This is a genomic window from Nocardiopsis salina YIM 90010 (genome assembly GCF_000341025.1).
Lineage (GTDB): Bacteria > Actinomycetota > Actinomycetes > Streptosporangiales > Streptosporangiaceae > Nocardiopsis > Nocardiopsis salina.
Genome location: NZ_ANBF01000248.1, coordinates 1 through 4,928, shown reverse-complemented (window position 1 = coordinate 4,928; position 4,928 = coordinate 1). Strand labels below are relative to the sequence as shown.

Genomic DNA, 4,928 nt, shown 5'->3' with positions numbered 1-4,928 from the left:
CGGCGGCCGCTACGGCGACACCGGGGAGATGGAGGCCGTCGGTGCCGCGGAGCCCGGGCCCGAGGGGGCTCACGGGTCTGCCTGGGCCGGTGGCGCCGTCCCCGGAACCGACGCACCGTCGTGGCGCATCGACCCGACCACCGGGACGTACGGTTCCGGCGGGTCCTTCGGTGACCACATGTCGTGGGAGAGCGGCGCGGCCTGGGGGAGCGGGGAGACCCCGTGGGGCCCTGCCGACCCGGTCGGTCCTGCCGGACCCGCAGGTCCCGAACAGGCCCCGCCCGACCGGAACGAGTGGGACCCCCGCGGGGCCCACGGGGCTCCGGGCGCTTCTGCCCACGACCGCTGGGACCGGCCGAGCAAGGACGACCCGCAGGCGTACTGGGACATGCTCGACGAACCTCGCAGGGACGCGCCCGGCGGCACCGACGGCCGGGACCGCCGGGACCGCCGGGACCGCTGGGACGCCCGCGGCGGCCACCCCTGATCCCGCGGGGCGCCGCCGTGCATGGCGGCCTGACTCCGGGATCTTGCTACCAGCGCCGGGTTCAGCGCTGATACTGGCTCTGGTAGCAAGATCCCCGGCAGGAGACCGGCCCGCCGTTCGGTGCCGGTGGGATCCCGCGCGACGGGCAGGGGTTCAGCGGCAGTGCATGCGGAGCATGGGCGGCCCCGCCCGGAGCGCCGCACGGGGCCCTTTGCGGCACGTCATGCCCGCGGCGGGCCCGGCCCTCGAACCGAGCCCCTACCCCTGCGTGAGGGTCATGACGGCGTCGAATTCCGCCGTCCCCTCTTGGGCACGGTTGACCATGGCCACCGCGAGGCACGGTGCGAACGCGCGCGCCCAGGCCAGCATCCGGTCGGCGTCGACCCCCATTGCCTTGGACAACTCCTGCGCGCGCCGCTCCGCCTGGCCGGCGTCGGTGATCTGCCACAGGATCCAGTCGACCGCGTCCACCGCACCGTCACCCGCACACGCGCGCGGGTCCAGCGCCACGAGCCCGCGCTCGCCGCCGTCGATGACGTTGCCCGGGTGCAGGTCCCCGTGCAACGGCACCACGTCGACGTCGTCGTGGGCGAGTTCGCGCGCGCGGCAGAACCCCTGGTGCATGACCGCGGGCGACACCACGTCGACGGCAGGGCCCTCGGTGCGTTCGCGCCCCCACAGGTCGAAGATGAACTGCACCCGCGCCATGAGGGGCCGCAGTTCCGCGAGCTGCTCGGGGTCGCCGTCCACGGCGTGCAGCTCCCGGATCAGCGTGCCGATCGTCGACATCGGCGGCAGCACACCCCCGGCGGAGAGCGGCTCGCCCTCGATGCGTTCCATCAGGATCGCGCCGTGCCCCACGTCCAGGCCCCACACCTCGGGCACGCGCCCGGAGGAGGACCACATGCGCAGCATTCCGGCCTCCGCCCGGGCCAGACCGTGGTCGGGAGAGAGCTTCAGCGCACCCTCGCGCCCGTCGGCGAGGGTCGCGTAGACGACGACGGAGGTGCGCCCGCCCGGCGCGGGGCCCTGCAGGGTCAGGTCCCACTCCGCGGCCAGTGTGTCGAGTGTGTAGGGGAGTTCGGCCAGCCAGTCACCGACGTGTGTACCGAACCGGCGTTCCAACCGAAGGCGTTGCTCCTCGTCGACCAACTGCGTGACGTCACTCATGTATCCACCTCAGGTTCGCTCACGCCGCCGTGCGGGTCCCGTCTGCCGGGGCGCGGGCGCGTGAGCCCCGCGGCAGGTCGCGGAGGGGCCGCGACCGGCGTGCCCCTTTCGTGGGGCGCTGCCGTTGTGCGGGTGCGGGGAGTTCCCGCCGGTCACGGCCATACCCACCACCGGTCCCGGGGTAACGGTGTCCCCCGAGGAGGGCGTGGCCCCGCCCCGCACCCACCCGGGGCGGGGCCGGTTCAGGTGAGCCGACCCTTGGCCGCACGGTGCTGGGCCAGCAGCGTGTCCACGATCAGGTCGGAGGGCCACAGGGGAGAGGTGATGGCGGTGATGTCCGATGAGCGCAGCAGGTCGAAGTCGGGCCCGTCGACCAGGCGCCACGCGGCGACGGCGACCTTGTCGTGCCCGTCGCGGCGCAGGCGGTCCACGGCGTCGAAGACCGAGGGCGCCCAGGCGCGCAGGTAACCGACCTGGACGGGGGACCCGAGCCGCCGGCTGAGCATGCGCGCGACGTCGGTGACCACGGTGCGTTCGTCTGTTCCGGTGGCGCCGTCCGCGGCCAGCACCACACCGTCCTCCCGGCTCCATCCCGCGTTGCCCAGGCGCGTGGCCAGGTCGGCCACGATCGAGGGCACCGCGCCCAGGGGTTCGGTCTGGCAGGAGTCGCGCAGCTCCGGGAGCCCGATGCGGGACATCATCTGGGCGCTGGCGACGTCACCGCCCGCGACGAACGCCGGAACGACGACCTTGGGGCCCCGGACCCCGTGGACGGTGGCGGCGACCTCGTCGGGGCTGCCGAAGGCGGGGGCCACGGGGGCCTCACCCCGGGCGGCGACCGCGTCGGCGAGGCCGTGCAGGGCCTCCCGGCGTTGGGCGTCGCGGGAGTCGTCGGCTACGAGGACCATCGTCGGGACCATGCACGGCTCCTTGGGATCGCTGCGTTCTCTCTGCTTTCTCTGCCACGTGCGTACCGAACGTAATGGGCTCCGGTTTCACCCGGGTGCTCCGGTGTTACGGGGAGGAAAAAGCGGAGAATGGCTGTAGTTGTTATCGCCTGGGGAAGGCCCGGTGAACCATAACGATCGTCGAAATGCGGGGGAGACCCGCCTCCGCGGTCGTGTTCGCCGTGTCTTGGCTCCCCGGAGGGAAGGGGATGAACCGTCCCGACCTGGGTCAATCCTACGCGGACCGTGGTGGATGTCCACAGAATGAGTCAGGGAACTCATTACCGGTCGATAGGGCGGATTCCGTGGTGAACTCCGGGTGTTCTCGTGTCCCCGGCCTCTCCAGAGAAATGGTGGAACCATAGAATTCCCATGCATTCGCATGGTGCGAGTGCACGTGCCGAAGGCCTCTCACCGGCGCGGAGGGTGGTGCCGCACGGGTAGCGTTCGGCGTTCAGGGTGTGCCCGATGTGCTCCCCGAGGAGGCTGCGGGTGGTGGCCGCCGACCCGGCGGGCTCTCGACTGCGGTTGCACATGTGGAGGCTCTGTGTCAAGGGTGTGCGCTCCCCTCTTCGATCGCAGCCGCACACCACTTGACGTGGGGAGACAGGGTGTGAGTACGGCGTGATCACTTGCCAACTCACACGAGCACACCCAAACTTGGTGACGAGCGGACACCGCGCCATCGGTTGACACAGGCACACCGTTGGCACCACGAGCCACACGAACCGCCTCCGTCCGGCGCAGCGCCCCGGCCGTCCCTCCCTCTCGGCCCTCGCCGGACTTTCCACACAAGCCGAACCATTCAGACTGGAGTGAGCATGGCCGTCCACCCTCGGGTGCAGACGTTGGCCCGGACCTTCCTCTCCCACGCCGACCAGGAGGCCCCCGGTCTCGTGCGCGGCCTGTACCTGACCGGTTCGGTCGCGCTCGGCGACTTCCGCCCCCACACCAGCGACGTCGACTTCGTGGTGGTCACCGACCGCCGCCCCGACGCCGACGAGGCCGACCGCCTGCGCCGCGCCCACGTGCGCACGCGCAGCGACATGCCCCGTCCCCAGTTCAACGGCGTCCACGTGACGTGGAGCGACCTCACCCGCGACCCCGCCGTGTGCGGGCCGGTCGCCTCGGTGGTCGGGGGCCGGTTCCGCCCCCGGGCCCAGCAGGACGTCAACCCCGTGACCTGGCATGTCCTGGCCGAGCGCGGGGTCACCGTGCGCGGCCCGCACCCCCTGGAGCTCGACGTGTGGGACGAGCCGGAGAGCCTGCGCGCCTGGTCGCTGGGCTCCCTCGACCAGCAGTGGCGGCGCTGGAGGGAGAAGGCCGGCCGTCTGGTCAGCCCGCGCGGGCTCGCAGTGCTGGGCTCCCTCGCCCCGTCCTGGAGCGTGCTCAGCGTCAGCCGCCTGCACTTCACGCTCAAGACCGGCGAGATCACCTCGAAGTCCGGCGCCGGCGCCTACGCACTGCACGCGTTCGAGCAGAAGTGGCAGAACATCGTCAACGAGTGCCTGCGCGTGCGGCGCGACTCCCAGGCCCCGTCGCTGTACGAGAACGCGCTGGCCCGCCGCCGGGCCGCGCTGGACTACATCGAGATGGTCCTGGACGAGTCGCTGCGCCCCAAGCTCGCCGGCTGAACCGGGCGCCGCAACAGGTCGGCCCTCCGTGACCCGGAAGGTCCGGGGTTCGGGCCGCGCGCGGCCGGAACCGGGCCCGGTCGCTCGCTCCCGCACCGCCCGCCGGCAGCGCCGCTTAACCTGTTCACATGAGCATGCGCCCCATCGTCCGTTTCGGCGACCCCGTCCTCACCAGCCCGACAACCCCCGTCACCTCGTTCGACAGGCACACCGAGAAACTGGTCCGCGACCTCCTCGACACCGTCGACGCCCGGGGGCGCGCCGGTGTGGCAGCCACCCAGATCGGTGTGGGGCTACGGGTCTTCAGCTACGACGTCGAGGGCAGCACGGGTTACGTCATCAACCCGCAGATCGCGGAGCTCTCCGACGAGCTCCAGGACTGCGACGAGGGCTGCCTGTCGATCCCCGAGCTCTGGTACCGCACCGAGCGCGCGCAGCGGGCGGTCGTGACCGGCGTCGATCTGCGCAACGAGCCGATCACCGTCGAAGGCACCGGACTCATGGCGCAGTGCCTGCAGCACGAGACCGATCACCTCGACGGCGTGCTCTACATCGACCGGCTGCCGAAGGAGGAACGCAAGCGGGCGCTGCGTGACATCCGCCGCTCCGACTGGTTCCTCACCGGCGACCAGGGGCCGCGGGCACGGTCCGAGAACGCCCTGCCGAGCGCGTTCGGCGGCGCCTGACCCC

Annotated in this window: 4 protein-coding genes and 1 pseudogene; 3 read left to right on the top strand and 2 right to left on the bottom strand. The window is 72.0% G+C overall.

Going from position 1 to position 4,928, the window contains the following annotated elements; genetic code table 11:
- Positions 1-487: pseudogene (locus tag D474_RS32480) on the top strand (hypothetical protein); the annotation flags it as partial.
- Between the two features lie 258 nt (positions 488-745).
- Here D474_RS32480 and D474_RS0126690 read toward each other — a convergent pair.
- Both D474_RS0126690 and D474_RS0126685 read right to left on the bottom strand, forming a co-directional pair.
- Positions 746-1,657 (bottom strand): aminoglycoside phosphotransferase family protein, encoded by a 912-nt coding sequence (locus D474_RS0126690; RefSeq protein WP_017616536.1) that lies wholly within the window; start codon positions 1,655-1,657, stop codon positions 746-748.
- A gap of 242 nt (positions 1,658-1,899) precedes the next feature.
- Positions 1,900-2,577: a sirohydrochlorin chelatase gene (locus D474_RS0126685; protein ID WP_017616535.1), complete on the bottom strand. Its 678-nt coding sequence runs from the start codon at positions 2,575-2,577 to the stop codon at positions 1,900-1,902.
- A gap of 848 nt (positions 2,578-3,425) precedes the next feature.
- Here D474_RS0126685 and D474_RS0126680 point away from each other — a divergent pair.
- A complete protein-coding gene (locus D474_RS0126680; protein ID WP_017616534.1) occupies positions 3,426-4,238 on the top strand; it encodes a nucleotidyltransferase domain-containing protein in 813 nt (270 codons plus the stop codon).
- 128 nt (positions 4,239-4,366) lie between these two features.
- Positions 4,367-4,924 (top strand): peptide deformylase, encoded by a 558-nt coding sequence (gene def, locus D474_RS0126675; RefSeq protein WP_026118829.1) that lies wholly within the window; start codon positions 4,367-4,369, stop codon positions 4,922-4,924.
- Positions 4,925-4,928: the final 4 nt, after the last annotated feature.